General features: G+C 67.1%; 15 protein-coding genes. 7 read left to right on the forward strand and 8 right to left on the reverse strand.

What is annotated here, in order from left to right:
* Nucleotides 1–19: 19 nt before the first annotated feature.
* Nucleotides 20–532: a DUF3145 domain-containing protein gene (locus MYXE_RS09890; RefSeq protein WP_085196155.1), complete on the forward strand. Its 513-nt coding sequence runs from the start codon at nt 20–22 to the stop codon at nt 530–532.
* Here the strand turns inward: MYXE_RS09890 and MYXE_RS09895 are convergent.
* The gene (locus MYXE_RS09895; RefSeq protein WP_085196123.1) at nt 529–1,464 is read right to left on the reverse strand and encodes a diacylglycerol kinase; all 936 of its coding nucleotides are present in this window, start codon (nt 1,462–1,464) and stop codon (nt 529–531) included. The two genes, MYXE_RS09890 and MYXE_RS09895, sit on opposite strands and share 4 nt — an antisense overlap.
* Nucleotides 1,461–3,041, reverse strand: coding sequence for an FAD-binding oxidoreductase (locus MYXE_RS09900; RefSeq protein WP_112650026.1), 1,581 nt, complete (start codon nt 3,039–3,041; stop codon nt 1,461–1,463). Before MYXE_RS09900 ends, MYXE_RS09895 begins: the two co-directional genes overlap by 4 nt.
* Before the next feature lie 41 nt (nt 3,042–3,082).
* On the opposite strand from MYXE_RS09900, the gene MYXE_RS09905 reads away from it, so the two are divergent.
* The 6 genes from MYXE_RS09905 to MYXE_RS09930 all read left to right on the forward strand — a co-directional run bounded on the left by MYXE_RS09905 (nt 3,083) and on the right by MYXE_RS09930 (nt 8,948).
* Entirely contained in the window at nt 3,083–3,667 is a 585-nt protein-coding gene (locus MYXE_RS09905) for a TetR/AcrR family transcriptional regulator (protein WP_085196118.1), read from the forward strand.
* Nucleotides 3,652–5,184, forward strand: coding sequence for a glycerol-3-phosphate dehydrogenase/oxidase (locus MYXE_RS09910; RefSeq protein ID WP_085196116.1), 1,533 nt, complete (start codon nt 3,652–3,654; stop codon nt 5,182–5,184). Before MYXE_RS09905 ends, MYXE_RS09910 begins: the two co-directional genes overlap by 16 nt.
* A 66-nt stretch (nt 5,185–5,250) precedes the next feature.
* A complete protein-coding gene (locus MYXE_RS09915; RefSeq protein WP_085196114.1) occupies nt 5,251–6,855 on the forward strand; it encodes an FAD-dependent monooxygenase in 1,605 nt (534 codons plus the stop codon).
* 81 nt (nt 6,856–6,936) lie between these two features.
* Entirely contained in the window at nt 6,937–7,665 is a 729-nt protein-coding gene (locus tag MYXE_RS09920) for a TetR/AcrR family transcriptional regulator (RefSeq protein WP_085196112.1), read from the forward strand.
* Nucleotides 7,646–8,425, forward strand: a complete 780-nt coding sequence (locus MYXE_RS09925) for a class I SAM-dependent methyltransferase (RefSeq protein ID WP_085196110.1) — start codon at nt 7,646–7,648, stop codon at nt 8,423–8,425. The genes MYXE_RS09920 and MYXE_RS09925 overlap by 20 nt, the downstream gene beginning before the upstream one ends.
* A 100-nt stretch (nt 8,426–8,525) precedes the next feature.
* A complete protein-coding gene (locus tag MYXE_RS09930) occupies nt 8,526–8,948 on the forward strand; it encodes an amidohydrolase family protein (protein ID WP_161552082.1) in 423 nt (140 codons plus the stop codon).
* A gap of 326 nt (nt 8,949–9,274) precedes the next feature.
* Here MYXE_RS09930 and MYXE_RS09935 read toward each other — a convergent pair whose 3' ends face one another.
* The 6 genes from MYXE_RS09935 to MYXE_RS09960 form a co-directional block, all read right to left on the reverse strand.
* Nucleotides 9,275–10,693, reverse strand: a complete 1,419-nt coding sequence (locus MYXE_RS09935; RefSeq protein WP_085196106.1) for an acyl-CoA carboxylase subunit beta — start codon at nt 10,691–10,693, stop codon at nt 9,275–9,277.
* A gap of 30 nt (nt 10,694–10,723) precedes the next feature.
* Nucleotides 10,724–11,983 (reverse strand): 3-oxoacyl-ACP synthase KasB, encoded by a 1,260-nt coding sequence (kasB, locus tag MYXE_RS09940; protein ID WP_085196104.1) that lies wholly within the window; start codon nt 11,981–11,983, stop codon nt 10,724–10,726.
* Between the two features lie 82 nt (nt 11,984–12,065).
* Entirely contained in the window at nt 12,066–13,316 is a 1,251-nt protein-coding gene (kasA, locus tag MYXE_RS09945) for a 3-oxoacyl-ACP synthase KasA (protein WP_003918830.1), read from the reverse strand.
* A complete protein-coding gene (acpM, locus tag MYXE_RS09950; RefSeq protein WP_003918829.1) occupies nt 13,313–13,666 on the reverse strand; it encodes a meromycolate extension acyl carrier protein AcpM in 354 nt (117 codons plus the stop codon). The genes kasA and acpM overlap by 4 nt, the downstream gene beginning before the upstream one ends.
* A gap of 176 nt (nt 13,667–13,842) precedes the next feature.
* Nucleotides 13,843–14,751, reverse strand: a complete 909-nt coding sequence (locus MYXE_RS09955) for an ACP S-malonyltransferase (protein ID WP_085196102.1) — start codon at nt 14,749–14,751, stop codon at nt 13,843–13,845.
* Between the two features lie 128 nt (nt 14,752–14,879).
* Nucleotides 14,880–16,184, reverse strand: a complete 1,305-nt coding sequence (locus MYXE_RS09960; protein ID WP_003918827.1) for a PucR family transcriptional regulator — start codon at nt 16,182–16,184, stop codon at nt 14,880–14,882.
* Nucleotides 16,185–16,199: the final 15 nt, after the last annotated feature.

Here is a 16,199-nt window from a genome sequence, read left to right on the forward strand (position 1 = left end):
GGAGCCGAAGGAGCAGCAGATGCGTGCGTCGAACCAATTCGCCGACGCGACCACTGGCGTGGTGTACATCCACGCCTCACCGGCAGCGGTGTGCCCGCACGTCGAATGGGCGTTGTCGTCGACTCTGGGCGCCCCCGCGAACCTGAAATGGACTCCGCAGCCGGCCATGCCCGGACAGCTGCGGGCGGTCACCAACTGGGTTGGCCCGGTGGGCACCGGCGCCCGGTTGGCCAACGCGCTGCGCTCGTGGTCGGTGTTGCGCTTCGAGGTCACCGAGGACCCCAGTCCCGGCGTCGACGGTCAGCGGTTCAGCCATACCCCGCAACTAGGACTGTGGAGCGGGACGACCAGCGCCAACGGCGACATCATGGTGGGCGAAATGCGACTACGGGCCATGATGGCCTCGGGCGCGGACGCCCTTGCGGCCGAGCTGGATTCGGCGTTGGGCACGGCATGGGACGAGGCCCTCGAGGTGTACCGCGAGGGCGGCGACGCTGGCGAAGTGGCCTGGCTGAGCCGGGGAGTGGGCTAGGTCTCCGTCGGCTGACCAACCGGCCGGAGCACCCGCAGCGCGGCGGGCATCGCGGAGATCCGCGCCGGCAGCGCACACACGTACTCGCCGTCGGCGTAGGCATTGATACCGGGCGACTCCACGTCAACGGAGCGAGCGCGCGCCGTGCTCACCTCGTCCAACTCGACATGGGTTCCTTTGAACACGGTGGGAAACAAGCGGACCAACCGGCTTCGCGACGCCGAGTGCACCATCGTGATATCGAGCAGGCCGTCGGCGTGGTCGGCGTCGGGGCAGATGCGCATGCCGCCGCCGTAGCTGCGGGTATTGCCGAACGCCGCCAGCGTGAGGTCGGTGACGATCTCGCGCTGGCCGTCGAGCACCAGCCGAAACGGCAGCAGCCGCAGCCGCGACAGCTCGGCAAGCATCGCCAGGTTGTAGCGCATCCGTCCGCGCGGCCAGCGCATCCGGTTGGCCCGGTCGGTGACCAGTGAATCGAAGCCCGCTGCCGCGACCGTGCCGAACCAGGTGGCGGCGCCCGCGTGGTCGCGGATCTGGCCCAGGTCAACGGTTTCCGTCCAGCCGTCGGCGACGACGTCCGCGGCACCCGCCGGATCCTTGGGGATTCCGTATTCGCGGGCGTGGTCGTTGCCAGTTCCGGCTGGCACAATGCCCAGCGGAATGTCATTGCCCGCCAACGCCTGTAGCGCCAGGCCGATCACCCCGTCGCCGCCGGCGACCACCACGGCGTCAGTGCCGCGCCCGAGGGCCGCATCGAGCAGGCGTCGGGCGTGTGTGGCGTCGGTTCCGATGATTTCGACAACGTCGACGCCGCGCTTTTGCAAGCGGGCACTGGCTTGGTGGGCGGCGTGCGGCGCGTGTCCACGCCCCGACGCGGGATTGGTCAGCAGGGTTACTCGTCCGATCTCGCGGTGGCGCACCGGTCCGGTCACGGAATCAGCTTGCCGGGGTTGAGGATTCCGGCCGGATCGAGCGTGGACTTGACGGCCCGCAAGATCTGCACGCCCAGTTCGCCGATCTCGTCACGTAACCACGGCCGGTGATCTGCGCCGACGGCGTGGTGGTGGGTGATGGTGCCGCCGGTCCGCATGATCGCGTCGCAGGCGGCAACCTTGGCGACACGCCACTGCTCGATCGGATTGCCACGCTGCCCGGCAACGACCGTGAAATACAGCGATGCGCCGGTGGGATACACATGCGAAATGTGGCACAGCACAAGCGCGGGTGTGCCGGATGCGGCTAGCGCGCCGGTCAGCGCATCGGTGACGGCGGCCTTCAGCGCGGTGATGTTGGACCAGTCGGTGGCGGTCTCCAAGGTCTCACACAGCGCGCCCGCGGCCAGCAGCGAATCGCGCAGGTAGGGCGCGCTGAACCGGCCACGCTGCCAGGCCTGCGCCGGCTCTTCGCCCAGCGACGTGCCGCCGTGCGCTTCCAGTAGCGTCCGCGTCTCGGCGTGTCTGCTCTCGGCGTGGGCCGTGGTGCCCTCGAACACCGTGATCGCCAGGCAGCCGCCGGTGATCTGCTGTTGTCCGATCGCCTCAGTGGTGGCGAGGTTGACCCCTGTCTCGGCCTCGTCGGAAAGCCGGATGACGGTCGGTCCGGTGCCGGTTTGGCTGACGGCGCGCAGCGCGGCGGTTCCGGTGGCGAAGTCGGGAAACGACCATGCCTCATAGATGGTGGCCTCAGGTATCCGGTGTACCCGCAGCCGCACCCGGGTGATGACACCGAACACGCCTTCCGAGCCGATCATTAGCTCGCGCAGGTCCGGCCCGGCCGCCGACGCCGGGGCCCGGCCCAGCTCCAGCGCGCCCGCCGGAGTGATGACCCGCAGCCCCCGAACCATGTCGTCGAAGCGCCCGTAGCCCGCCGAATCCTGACCCGACGAGCGGGTCGCCGCGAAGCCGCCGATGGTGGCGAACTCGAAGCTCTGCGGAAAATGCCCCAGCGAAAACCCATGCTCGCCGAGCAGGCTTTCGGCCTGAGGGCCGGTGACCCCGGCACCGAGCTCGGCCACGCCAGACATCGCGTCGAGCGCGTGCAACCGGTTGAACCGCCGCAGATCCAGCGACACCACCGCGTCGAACCGGCCGCGGATCGGGTCGAGCCCACCCACCACGCTGGTGCCGCCGCCGAACGGGACGACGGCGATGCCGCGCTGCGAGCAATGTCGCAGGATGGCCGCGACGTCGTCCTCGTCGCCGGGCAGCAGCACCGCGTCGGGAGCCTCCTGCACACCGGTGTCCTTGCGCCGCAGCAGATCCAGCGTGGACTTGCCGCCGGCGTGCAGCAGCCGGTCACGGTCACCGACCCGGCAGAAATCCGGGCCGACGATGGCCGCCAGCGCGTCGTAATCAGCCTGCCCCAGCGCGCTCGAAGACAGCCGGACCTGGTCTGCGTCGAGCTCGGCCACATCCGAATCCTGCACGCCCAGCGCCTGTTTCAGCAGCGACCGGATACTTTCCGATAGCGGTTTGGCTGCCGCCGGATCGCCCCACGCGTTCCATTTCATGGGCGGCAGGAGCTCCTCGGCCATGCGTTACAGTATTACATATGCTGTCAATCAGTAATGCGCCGGCGGAAACCGGTGACCGGATACTGCGGGCCGCGGCCAGCTGCGTGCGCGATTTCGGGGTGGAGCGGGTGACCCTGGCCGAGATCGCGCGCCGGGCCGGGGTGAGCCGGCCGACGGTCTACCGTCGCTGGCCCGACACGCGGTCCATCCTGGCCGCGTTAATGACCCGCCACATCACCGGCGCGGCACGCGACGTTCCCGCACGCGGCGAAGGCCGCGAGGCCCTGGTCGAGCGGATCGTGACAGTGGCCGAACGGTTACGGCGCGACAAGCTCGTCATGGCCGTGCTGCGCTCCGAGCTGGCGATGGTCTACATCACCGAGCGGCTGGGCACCAGCCAGCGACTGCTCATCGACGTCTTGGCCGACGAACTGCGCGCCGCACAGCGCCACGGCAGCGTCCGCTCGGGTGATCCGCGTCGGCTCGCAGCGATGGTGTTGCTGATCACGCAGTCGACCATCCAGTCCGCACGCATCGTGCGGCCGATCCTGGACGCCGACGCGCTAAGCACCGAACTGGCCCACGCGCTCAACGGATACCTGTCCCGATGCCCGTCGCGTTGACCGCGGCCCGCCGCACCGCCGACCTGCAGGCGCTCGCCGACGGCGCCCCGGTGGACGTCATGGTGATCGGTGGCGGCATCACCGGAACCGGCATCGCGTTGGATGCCGCGTCACGGGGCCTGCGGGTGGCGCTGGTCGAAAAACATGATTTGGCGTTCGGCACCAGCCGGTGGAGTTCCAAGCTCGTGCACGGGGGCCTGCGCTACCTGGCGAGCGGTGATGTCGGAATCGCCCGGCGCAGTGCGGTCGAACGCGGAATCTTGATGACGCGCAACGCACCTCACCTCGTTCGGGCGATGCCCCAGCTGGTGCCGCTGCTGCCGACGATGGGACGCGCCGAGCGTACGCTAGTGCGTGCCGGCTTTCTGGCCGGCGATGCGCTGCGCAAACTGGCGGGCACGCCGGGCTCGATCCTGCCGCGCTCGCGCCGAATCTCCGCACAGGCCGCCGTCGATCTGGCTCCCGCTGTGCGGCGCGACGGGCTCGACGGTGGCCTGCTGGCCTACGACGGACAGCTTATCGACGACGCACGGCTGGTCACCGCGGTCGCGCGGACCGCGGCGCAGTATGGGGCCCGGATTCTGACCTACGTGGCCGCATCGCAGGCCACCGGCACGTCGGTGCGGTTGACCGACCAGCGCACCGGCGGATCCTTCGACGTCTCCGCGCGTGCGGTCATCAACGCCGCCGGCGTGTGGGCGGGCGAGATCGACGAGTCACTGCGGTTGCGGCCTAGCCGCGGCACCCACCTGGTCTTCGACGCCCGCTCCTTCGGCAACCCCACTGCGGCACTGACCATTCCGATACCGGGCGAGCTCAACCGCTTCGTGTTCGCCATGCCCGAGCAACTGGGCCGCGTGTATCTAGGGCTCACCGACGAAGACGCACCCGGTCCGATTCCCGATGTGCCACAACCGACTTCGGAAGAGATCGACTTTTTGCTCGCCACGGTCAACACCGCGCTGGGCAGCGCGCTGGAGCCCTCGGAGGTGATCGGCTCCTATGCCGGACTGCGGCCGCTGGTCGACACCGGCGGGGGTCGCACCGCCGACGTCTCGCGCGAGCACGCGATCGTCGAGTCGCCTTCCGGCGTCATCAGCGTGATCGGCGGCAAGCTCACCGAATACCGGTACATGGCCCAGGATGTGCTCGATCGCGCGGTCCGGTCGCGCGGCCTGGCCGCCGGCACCTGCCGGACCCGCAACCTGCCGCTGGTCGGTGCGCCCGCCAACCCGGGATCGACGGCCCGGCCGGTTAGTGGACTGCCGGCGTCGTTGGTCGCGCGCTACGGAGCAGAGGCGCCCAGCGTCCTCGCCGCCGCGACCTGCGAGCGTCCCACCGATCCGGTGGCCGACGGCATCGACGTGACGCGCGCGGAGTTCGAATACGCGGTCACCCACGAAGGTGCGCTGACCGTCGAGGACATTGTCGATCGCCGCACTCGGATCGGCCTGGTTCCCGGTGATCGTGCGCGGGTTGTCGGCGTCGCCAAGGAGTTCGTGGCCGCCTTGGGCTAGCCGGCCAGAATTCGATAGCTGCTACTATATGATAGTAACTATCACTTTCTACAGGCGAGGTGAGCGATGCCGGAGGTCACGCGGGTTCCTGTACTTATCGTCGGCGCCGGCGCCGGGGGGCTGGCCACCTCGGCGTTACTGGCCAAACATGGCGTTCGCTCGCTGCTAGTGGAAAAGCGGCGAGAGATCTTCATTTACCCGAAAGCTCGCAACTTGAGCTTCCGCAGCCTGGAGATCCTGCGGCGTTTGGGGCTCGGTGACGAGATGCATGCCGTCGCGGAGCATGTTTCGGACCTCGTCGTCAAGCCGATGCTCAACAGCGCCGAAGAAGAACCGGGCATGGACATCGACGCCATTTTCGCCCCCTTCGACGGACTGAGCCCCGAGCCGTCGGCGCAGTATCTACCCCAGAGCCGACTGGAGCCGATGCTGGTGCGCGAAACTCGCCAGCATGGCAACGAAGTCCGCTACGGGACGGAATTGCCGTCGTTCGAGCAGGACGATGAGGGCGTGGCAGCCGTTGTGCGCGAACGCGATTCGGGCGCGACCGAAACGATACGAGCAGACTATCTCGTCGCCGCCGACGGCGTGCACAGCCCGGTGCGGGACTCGCTTGCCATTACCACGTCGGGGTACGGCGCGGTACCGATCTTCGTCGTCTTCATCTACTTTAAGGCGCCTTGGCGAAAGTTCGTGCCGCAGTTAGGCGACGGGGACGGCGTTCAAGTCAAAAACGCTGACGCGGACGGCATATTCCTGGTGGTCGAGGGCGACTTCGGCATATTCATCACCACCTACTTCCCCGACAAAGGTGAAACTGCCGAGCAGTTCACTAGGCAGCGGTGCGCGGAGATACTCACCAAGGCAATCGGCGAGCAGATCGACCTGGAGATCGTCGACGTCGCCACGTGGCAGCCGTACGAGCGCGTAGCCGACCAATTCCAATGCCGCCGAGTCTTTCTGGTCGGTGACGCCGCCCACACCATGCCACCGTTCAAGGCCGGGGGAGCCAACACTGCCATCCAGAGCGCAGACAACCTAGCGTGGAAGCTCGCCGCCGTCTTGAACGGCGTGGCCGGGCCGGAGCTGCTGAGTACTTATCACACCGAGCGCCATCCGGTCGGTCGCTTCAACGCTCGTCAGTCCCTCACCGGTCCGGCACTTGCCTTCCTGCGGTTGGACGACAACCGGCCGCAGTTGCCGCCGGACGAGGAAGCGCCGATGTTCGCGCTCCTCATCGGCTACCAATACCGCTCTGCTGCGGTTGTTTCCGACGAACCTGCCCCGGCGAACGGGGACGACGTGTCGCTGGTTGAGGAACTGCGCGGACAACCCGGTACGCGGGTGCCGCATGCCTGGGTGTACCGCGATGGCAAGCGAGTTTCCACCCTGGACCTGGTCGGTTCTGGGTTCACTCTGTTCATCGGAGATGACGGTGCCGCATGGTCTGACGCCGCAGTCTCCGCGTCGAGGGGTGTACCGATCAGCGTGCAGCGCATCGGAACCGGAGTCGACGTCGACGGCACCTGGGCAGCCGTCACCGGACTTACGCGCGCCGGTGCGTTGTTGGTGCGCCCCGATGATTTCGTCGCCTGGCGCGCAGACAGGCTTCCACCTGACCCGAAAGAGGAGCTTCACCAAGCGATTACGGCTATCCTCGCCCGGCGGTAAGCACTTTTCGACCCGTGAAGGTTGCTGACTATTGACCAATATGGTATTTTGGTCAGCATATATCGGACCGGAGGGCGGGCGATGGTGGAGCGTTCTCGGGTCGATCGCGTGCAGCGGGCCGACCGGATCCTCGATACCGCACGTGACCTGCTGCTGCGCTGGGGCTATCGGCGGGTGACCATCGATGAGCTGGCTCGCCGTGCGGGGGTCGGCAAGGGAACCGTCTACCTGCACTGGCGGTCTCGTGAGGAGCTCTTCCACGCGGTCAGCGCTCGTGAGGCGGCGGGGATGACGGACGCGGTCGTCGATGCGCTGCGAAACGACCCCGCCGAAGTGGCGCTGCACCGTTACCTGCGGCGGCTGTTCGTCGAAGCGATGCGCCGTCCCGTGCTTCGGGCGCTCTATACCCGCGACGCCGACACCCTCGACACGTTCCTCGCCTCGGCGAACCATCGGCGGCTGGAGGAAACCAAGCTCGGCGTCAATCGAGATTATCTGAGTGTGCTTGCCGCCGAGGGCATGCTGCGTGCGGAACTGCGCCCCACCGACCTCGACTACACCTTGCCCAACATCGTGTTCGGCTTCTTCGCCGCCGAACCGTTTCTGCCGCCGAGCATCCGGTTGAGCCTGGAACAGAAGGCCGATCAGCTCGCCGACACCGTGCGCCGCGCCTTCGAGCCGGCCGACGCACCGGACAAGCAGCGACTGAAACGCGCTGCGAACAAAGCGATCCCGATATTCGACCGACTTGCCCGCGACTACCGGGCCACGGCATACGGAGGCGATCACGATGACCGAGCTGGCTGCTGACCTTGCGCACCCCCGGGGACGATATGGAGTCGACGGCGATTACCGGCTGATTCCCGCACCGGTGGTGTTCACGATCTATGCGCTGTTGTGCCTCAGCGCAGCGGTTTTGGCGGTCAGGTGGCTGGTGGACGGGCGTGTCCTCGCTGGAGTGGCGGCGGCCGTGGTGGCCGTCGTGTTGAGTGCCGCCGGCGCGGGCATCATGCGGTTCAGCCGGCGCGGAAAATTCGAGGTATGGGCGCGCCTGCTCACCGACTTGAATTTAAGGGGCGACGAACGCGTGCTCGACCTTGGCTGCGGGCGTGGGGCGGTGCTGTTGGCGGCGGCGAAGTTGGTGCCGCGGGGAAGCACTGTGGGAGTGGACATTTGGCGGGAGGACCAGACTGGCAACTGCATGGCGGCCACGCTGGCCAACGCCGAGGCAGAAGGCGTGGCCGACCGCGTTCAGCTGCACACTCGCGACATGACCGACCTGCAGTTCCCGGACGCGTCCTTCGATGTGGTCGTCAGCAGCCTGGCGATCCACAACTTGCCTGGCAACAAGGCGCGGCTGGCTGCGATCGATGAAGCGGTCCGCGTGCTGCGGCCGGGCGGTCGCCTGGTGATCGCCGACATCGGCTTCACGCGTCTGTACGCCCGCCGATTACGGCAATGCGGCATGGAAAACGTCGAGCGTCGAGACTTGGGGTGGCGTGGTTGGTGGGGCCTGCCGCTGATCCGCACGCACGCCGTCACGGCGACCAAGCCACTGGCTCAGCGGTGACCGCAACGCCCGTATCGTAAGGAACGCGCTGGAAGAGGCGTTTCTTCATCCGCCGGTATGGGACTTGTATCCGGAGTGGTTGCACCAGAGATACAAGGCTGTGAACGCCCGGCTCAGCGACGTGGGAGCCGGGCGCATTCGTCTCATGGACGCGGCGGGAATCGACATGCAGGTGCTCACCCACGTGCAGCCCGGTGTGCAGATCCTCTCGGATGCGGACGCCGAATTGGCCGTTGCCGTAAGCCGAGAAGTCAACGACTGGCTGGCTGAGGCGATCGCCGCACACCCAAGACGGCTCACGGGCTTTGCCATGCTGCCGACCCAGTCACCCGGCGCCACTTCGGGTTGGCATCCTTGGACACGGCTGACCCGGTACTGCGGTTCCAAGCTGGCCCTCCCGCACGCGCCGCAGCGAAACAACTTGCAACCCGGATGGTTTCAGCCAACAGTGTGGCGCCCGCGCCGACGGACACCGAGTTCTTCTAAGCCCACCTTCGCCAACGGCGGCCACACCACGCGCTAGGGCTGGGTCACACCTGCCACTTATGTACCTGCCAGAGTAGAGGCACACTATTCGCCCGCCTACGAGCGAATCGTGTTGTTCTGATTTTGCGGGTGAGATAGGCGCACGCGCCGACATAGCCACCGGGATTGTGCGGTTCTATACGCCTGTGTCGGCGTGTCGCGTACGAAACCGCACATTCGACGACATTTCATGTCAACGCTAGGAGCGAGAATCGCTGATAGGCGGGCACAACCACCATCCCCCCGCTGGAGACAAAGACGTGACCCAAGACGCAAAAGCCCCTGAAAACAAAAGTTTTCGGTGTCTTTTGCGTCTGCTCGTGCTTACAGCGGGATGTTCTTATGCCGACCGCGGCGCGCCGGCGCCTCGGCCAGCGCCTGGGTCAGCTTGCTGCGGGTGTGCGCCGGGTCGATCTTCTCGTCGACGACACCGATGTCGATCGCACTGTCGACGCCACCGGCGATGCGCTCATGCTCGGCGGCCAGCGCGTCGTGCAAGGCCTCGCGCTCGTGTTCAGGCGCCGCCGCCAGTTTCTTGCGGTGCAGAATCCCGACCGCCGCCTTGGCGCCCATCACCGCGACCTCGGCGTCGGGCCAAGCAAACACCTTGGTGGCGCCCAGCGAGCGGGAGTTCATCGCAATGTAGGCCCCGCCGTAGATCTTTCGGGTCACCAGCGTGACCCGCGGGACCGTGCACTCGCCGAACGCGTGCAACAGTTTGGCGCCGCGGCGCACCACGCCGCCCCACTCCTCGCCGACACCGGGCAGATATCCCGGCACGTCGACCACACAGATCAGCGGAATCCCGAACGCATCACAGAGCCGCACGAACCGCGCTGCCTTCTCGGCGCTTTCAGAGTTCAGGCAACCGCCCAAGCGCAGCGGGTTGTTGGCCAGCACACCCACGGTGCGTCCGGAGAGCCGACCCAGCCCTATCACCATCGACGGCGCCCACTTGGATTGGAACTCCTCGAACGTGCCCTCGTCGAGCAGCCCGTGCACGATGGGGTGCACGTCATAGGCGCGCCGAGGCGATTCCGGCAGCAGCGCATGCAGATCGATGTCGCCGGCCTCGGCCTTGCTGCGGTCGAAATGCCCTTGCTGGCAGAACAATCCGACCAGGCGCCGGCCGCGTGCGTAAGCGTCGAGTTCGTCGTCGGCGACGATGTGACACACCCCCGACTTCTTGTGGTGGGTCGTCGGCCCGCCGAGCGACGCCATGTCGACGTCCTCGCCGGTGACGCTGCGCACCACATCGGGTCCGGTGACGAAGATCCGGCTGTCCGGGGCCATCACGATCACGTCGGTCAGCGCCGGGCCGTACGCGGCACCGCCGGCGGCGAAGCCGACGACTACCGAGATCTGCGGGACGTAGCCGGACGCGCGGATCATCGCCTCGAACACCAACCCGACCGCGTGCAGGGCACGTACGCCCTCGGCAAGCCGGGCCCCGCCGGAGTGCCAGATACCGACGATCGGGCACTGCTCCTCGACGGCGGTGTCGTAGGCGTCGACGATGTGCGCGCAGCCCTCCACGCCCATGGCCCCGCCCATCACGGTGCCGTCGGTGCAAAACGCGATGGTCCGCACGCCGTTGACGGTGCCCGCGGCGGCCAGCACCCCCGAGCGGTCCCGCTCGTGCAGCAGTTCCACGCTGTCGTCGTCGAAGAACGTCGACAGCCGCAGCAGCGGATCGCGTGGATCAAGTGATTCGCCAACCGCGTCGGGGGCCATGATCGTCATCGCAGGTCTCCTCCTCGATTGGTGTTCGGCTCAGTAACGACCAAACGCGATTGCGACGTTGTGCCCGCCGAATCCGAACGAGTTGTTGATCGCGTAGTTGTAGCTGCCCGGCCGCGGCTTGCCCGCCACCACGTCGAGGTCGATCTCCGGGTCGAGATTGACCAGGTTCAGTGTGGGCGGGATGATCTGGTCCCGCAACGCGAGCACGGTCAGGATCGACTCCACCGCGCCGACCGCACCGACCGAATGGCCCAGCGCCGACTTGGGGGCGTAGACCGCGGCGTTTCCGCCATGGGGGCCAAGCGCGTTGTTGATGGCTTTGCCCTCGGCCACGTCGCCGACCGAGGTGCCGGTGGCGTGGGCGTTGACGTGGTCGATGTCGCCGGGAGTGAGGTCGGCGAGCTGGATCGCCCGGGTCATCGCATGCCCGGCGCGTTCGCCGTTGGGATCCGGCGCCACGATGTGATAGCCGTCGGAGGTGACGGCCGCGCCCATCAACCGAGCCAGGATGTTGGCGCCGCGGGCCTTGGCGTGTTCCTCGGTTTCGATCACCAGCAACGCGCCCGCTTCACCGAACACGAACCCGTCGCGGTCCTTGTCGAACGGGCGGCAGGCGCCCGCCGGATCGTCGTTGTTCGTCGACAACACGATGCGCATCTGCGCGAACCCGGCGATCGGCACCGCTTCGATCTTCGTCTCGACCCCACCGCAGATCGCGATGTCGGCTTCGCCGAGCACGATCTGCTGCCAGGCCCGCGCAATGGCCTCCGATCCGGACGAGCACGCCGAGACCGGAGTCATCACCCCGGCTTTGGCGTGCCGGTCCAGCCCCACCGCCGCGGCCGCGGCGTTGGGCATGTACATCTGCACCGCCAGCGGTGAAACCGCCTTCAGGCCCCGCACCCGCATGTCGTCGTAACCGAACACCAACTCTTCGGTGGAGCCCATGCCGGTGCCGATCGACACCGCCAACCGGTTGGTGTCGACCTCGGGCGCGCCGGCGTTGTCCCACACCCGCCGGCCCAGCACCGTGGACATCTTGCCCAGGTATGACAGCCGGCGGTTCTCGACCCGCGTCAGCTGGGTGTCGAATTCCTCGAGTAGATGCCCGCCGATGCGGACCGGGAGGTCGAACTCCTCCACGAACGGGTCGTCGAGTTTACGGATCCCACTTTGTCCGTCTAGCAACAACTTCCACGTGGTCTCGGCGTCCGATGCCAGGGCGGTCGTCATGGCAATGCCGGTGACTACCACATGGGGGAAGGCTTTCCCCGTAACCAGCTCTGTCATGGGTGTCGCGAAGCTTCCTTTCTACTGTCCGGCATCTCCTCGGGTCGTCGGCGGCCCGCGTCGGTGTCGGACGTCGTGACTTTCAGTACCGCCCGAAGGCGAGCGCTACGTTGTGCCCGCCGAAGCCGAACGAGTTGTTGATCGCGTACTGGTAGTTGCCGTAGCGGGGTTCTCCGGCCACGATGTCGAGATCGATCTCGGGATCGGGTGTCTCGTAGTTCAGCGTGGGCGGGATAACGCCGTCCCGCAGGGTGAGCACCGTGAGCACCGACTCCAGCGCACCGACCGCGCCGATGGAGTGGCCCAGCGCCCCCTTGGGGGCATAGACCGCAGCGTGTTCGCATTGGGCGACGCGGATCGCGTTGGCTTCGGCGGTGTCGCCGATCGGGGTTGCCGTCGCGTGGGCGTTGACGTGGTCAATGTCCTTGGGCGACAAGCCCGCCAGCTCCATGGCCCGCACCATCGCCTTGCCTGCACGGACCCCGTCGGGCGCCGGCGCGACCATGTGGAAGGCATCGGAGGTGATACCGGCCCCCATCAAGCGGGCCAGCGGCTTAGCGCCGCGGGCCTTGGCGTGCTCTTCGGTTTCGATGACCATGAGCGCCCCGGCTTCACCGAAGACGAACCCGTCCCGGTCCTTGTCGAACGGTCGGGATGCGCCTTCCGGGTCGTCGTTGCGGGTCGACATGGCCCGCATCATGGAGAACGCCGCGATGGGCAGCGCCTCGATGCCGCCTTCGACACCGCCGCAGACCGCGATGTCGGCGTCGCCCAGGATGATCTGCCGCCACGCATGGGCGATGGCTTCCGAACCCGATGAGCACGCCGACACCGGGGCCATCACCCCGGCGCGGGCCCCCAGCTGCAGGCCGACGGTCGCCGCCGAGCCGTTGGGCATGATCATCTGAACCGCCAGGGGAGACACCTTGCGGGGCCCGCCCTCATTCATCAGGTCGTAGCTTTCGACGATTCGCTCGGCGCCGCCCAGGCCGGTGCCGATGACCACCGAGAACCGGTCCGGATCGACCTCCGGGGTGCCGGCGGCCTCCCAGAGCTGACCGGCCAGCAGCTTGGCCATCCGCTGGACATACGACATGCGCCGCAAGTCCAGCCGGCCCATGTGGGCGTCGATCGGATCCTTCAGATGGCCGCCGATCTTGACCGGCAGATCCCACTTCGTGACGAACTCGTCTTCGAGAACGTGGATGCCGCTTTCGCCGGCCAGTAAACCCTTCCACGTGCTTTCGATGTCCGCCGCGATCGACGTTGTCGCTGTGACGGCGGTGACCACAACGCTGGGGAAACCGCCGTTAGCAGTGGAAGGCTTGGTCACTTGTCCGCTTGGGCTTCCGCAATCCGGGCCCGGACGGCTTGGACCTTCTCGGGGTTTTCCGCCTCGATCTTGGCGCGGATCGCCTCGGCCGCCTCGGGGTTTTCTTCCTCGAGCTTCTGGATGTATTCGACGACGTCGCCGACGGTGCGCAGCCCGGCGAGGTCCTCGTCGGGGATCTTCACCCCGTACTTGTCCTCGGTCTGCACGGCGATCTCGACCATCGACAGCGAGTCGATGTCCAGGTCGTCGACGAACGACTTCTCCGGGGTGACCTCGGAGGGCTCGATGCCGGTGACCTCTTCGATGATCTCGGCGAGGCCGGCGATGATTTCTTCCTGAGTGACAGGCACAGTGGCTTCCCTTCGTAATGTGTTGTGGTACTGCTGGTTGACGTTTGTGCGGTAGGAGCTCGTTACTTGACGGTGTTCGTGCGTGGCGAATCTCAAATGCGTAGCGAATCAGCGATATTCGATTGTGGTGCGGGTTGGTCGTACGGCAACTGCCTTGCGGCACCGCCTAGTACGAATTACAACTGCGTCAACCCTTCGAGGTCTTCGGGGGACTTGACGGCATACGTCGGAATACCCCGAAGTTCGCGCTTGGCAATGCCGGCCAGAGTGCCCGCGGGCGGAAACTCTACGACCGCCGTGACATTGCGCTGACGCAGGGTCTCGATGCATAAATCCCAGCGCACCGGCCGCGTCAGCTGGGCGACCAGCTTCTCGATCGCCGACTCAGCTGAGGATACCGGCTGCCCGTCGGAGTTCGACAGCAGCGTGGCGGTGGGCTCGGAAGTGGCGACCTTGGCCGCGGCCGCCGCGTAGCCTTCCAGGGCGGACGCCATGAACTCGGTGTGGAACGCCCCGGCCACGCCCAGCGGACGTACCCGCGCCTTGGCGGGCGGGTCCTCGGCGAGCTTGTCCAGCGCGGTCAGCCGGCCCGCTGCGACGATCTGACCCGCGCCGTTGCGGTTGGCCGGGACCAGATCGAGCTGCTCGAGGTGGGCGAGCACCGCAGCTTCGTCGCCGCCGAGCACCGCGGACATCCCGGTCGGCTCGAGCGCACACGCTTTGGCCATCTCGGCACCCCGGGTGGCGGCCAGCGAAACGGCGTCGTCGGCGGAGATGACACCGGCGATCGCGTACGCCGCGATTTCCCCGACCGAGTGGCCGGCGACGAGCAACTCGGCGTCGGCGAATGCGCCACGCCTGACGAGCTCTCGGTAGGCCAGCAGGGTGGCCGCCACGACCAGGGGCTGGGTGACCGCGGTGTCGGTGATTTCCTCCGCCGATGCGGTGGTGCCCAGCCGGGCGAGGTCCAGACCGCTGGCCGCCGACCACGCCGCGATCTGCTCCGCGGCGCCCGGCAGTTCCAGCCACGGTGAAAGCATTCCCGGTGTCTGCGAGCCCTGTCCGGGCGCGAGCAATGCAAGCACGTGTCTAAGAGAACACTGTGAAGACGGTTTTGCGTGGTGTAACAGATTATGAACCTTGTCTTAGGTTTTTGTGTAGTCCCCACAAAACCGCCTTGGATGCGACTTGTTTGATATCGCGCCGCGATCTCTCAGGCTCCACGGTCCTCATCCGACGACGTGACCGTGGCCGCCGGGGGCGGGATCGCAGCGGGGTTTCCGATGCTGGCGTGATGCATCTGGTAGGCCAGATGCCCCACCGTGGACGCCACCCGAAGGACGTAGGCGTCGCGCGGATCGGTCGGATCGCGCCCGGTGAATTCGGCGATGCGCTTGAGTCGGTAGCGGACCGTGTTTGGATGAACGAACAACTTTCGGGCGCAGGCCTCGATCGCCCCGCCACAGTCGAGATAGGCGTCGAGCGTCTCGGTGAGCGTCGGCCCGGCCTCAGCCAGCGGCCGCATCACGTCGGTGTGCAAAGCCGCCAGTGCTGACGCATCACCCATCAGAGCCCGTTCCGGCAGCAGCTCCCGGGCCAGCACCGGTCGCGGCGCCCCGCGCCAGCCCGCGACGGCGTTCATCCCCGAGATCGCCTCGCTGGCGCTGTGGTAGGCCGCGGTGAGCGTGGGCGCCGTCGGCCCGATCACCACCGGCCCGTCAGAAAACGCGGCCAGCAGCGCGCCTAGAAACTTCTCGGTGGGTGACAAGTGGCCGGACACGATCGCCACCAGCCAGGTGCCGTGCACGTCGGTGAGGGCTGCGCGGCCGTGGCGGGTAGCCACATCCCGGACTTCCTGGCTGGCCTTTCGGCTGTCCTTCGAGCCGTCGGGTCCAGGTGCGGGGGTGCCCACCACCACCGTCGCCGGAGCGGTCGTGTCCCAGTTCAGCGCGGCCGCCCGGGACAGCAGCTCGGGCCCGGTATCGCCGCGCACCACCGCGTCCACGACGCTGGCCTCCATCCTGCTGTCCCAGGTTCCGCGGGCTTCGGCGGCGTCGGCGTAGGCCGTGGCGGCGGTGAAGGCCAAGTCGCGGCTGTACTTCAGGATGCCCACCATGAGCGCGGTCAGCTGCTCTTCGGAATGGGCCAGCATCGGCACGACTTCTTCGAAGAACTCCATGGTGACCCGCACCATGTCGACCGAGTGGCGTAAAGCGATCCGGCGGGTCAGATCCTGCGGGACCAATTCGAAAGCCTGCGCGGTATAGCTGACGTTGCTGCGCGGGTCTTGCATCCATTCGACGAAGTTGGCCACCGCGGTCTGGACCACCAGCGCGACGCTGGCCCGCTGCGACGCTTCGAGCTCCGCGAAGAACGGGAGCCGCTCCTGCATGGCCGACACGGCTTCGTTGGCCAACCGGCCGGAGTACTGCTTGAGTCGCCGCAACAACGAGTCGGGCACGCTGTCGAGCAGCTCAAGCGTCGAGCGCGGCAAAGTGGCGAACTGTTTGTCGGGCATCCCTAAAACGTACGC

Source organism: Mycobacterium xenopi, assembly GCF_009936235.1.
Taxonomy (GTDB): Bacteria; Actinomycetota; Actinomycetes; order Mycobacteriales; family Mycobacteriaceae; genus Mycobacterium; species Mycobacterium xenopi.